We start from the raw sequence: 832 nt of genomic DNA, 5'->3' as shown, positions 1-832 counted from the left end.
CTTCTATGGCATTAGAAAATCCTGTAAGTCCATCAACACAAGCAATTAATATATCTTCTACGCCTCTAGATTTAAGTTCATTCAACTTACTAAGCCAAAATTTTGCAGATTCATTTTCTCCAACCCACATTCCAATGACGTCTTTTTCGCCTGAAGAACTAATTCCAATAGCTATATAGACAGCTTTTTTTACAATTTGTCCTTCACTTCTTACGTGATAGTGGATAGCATCCATAAAAACAATAGGATAAACTGCCTCTAAAGGGCGAGTTTGCCATTCTTTAACAAGAGGTAGGATCTTATCTGTAATTCTAGTAATAGAGCTATCCGAAACTTGATATCCATAAATCTCTTCAATGTGAGATTCAATGTCACTAGTTGTCATTCCTTTAGCATACATAGAAATTATTTTAGCTTCTAAATCTTGTCCTATTGTATTTTGATGTTTTTTGACAACTTGAGGTTCGTATTCGCCATTTCTATCACGGGGAACATTAACTTCAATTTCACCAGCGCTACTTTTAAGTTTCTTTGAGCTATATCCATTTCTTGAGTTGTTAGATTCTTTATTCCGATAGTCATATTTAGTATATCCTAACTCCTCCTCTAGCTCCCCTTGATAAAACTCTTCAATCATAACTTTCATCATATCTTTAAAAAAAGTATTAAGATCGTCAGGACTAGAGATAGGGTTTTGCTTCAAAAATTCTCTTACTTTAATTCTTTTTTGCTTTTCTTCTTCAGTCATATTTCTTCTCATAAAAAAACCTCCAAGTTAGATAATTTAATATTACCCCAACTTGAAGGTTTACACAAATATTTAATTAGACCC

1 protein-coding gene is annotated in these 832 nt (G+C 32.7%); it reads right to left on the bottom strand.

Annotated elements, in window-relative coordinates:
• A partial coding sequence (locus tag L988_RS05415) for an IS256 family transposase (RefSeq protein ID WP_047382375.1) occupies positions 1 to 760 on the bottom strand: 760 nt, incomplete at its 3' end.
• Positions 761 to 832: the final 72 nt, after the last annotated feature.

This window comes from Cetobacterium sp. ZWU0022 (genome assembly GCF_000800875.1).
Taxonomy (GTDB): domain Bacteria; phylum Fusobacteriota; class Fusobacteriia; order Fusobacteriales; family Fusobacteriaceae; genus Cetobacterium_A.
This window is presented reverse-complemented; position numbering and strand designations above follow the sequence as displayed.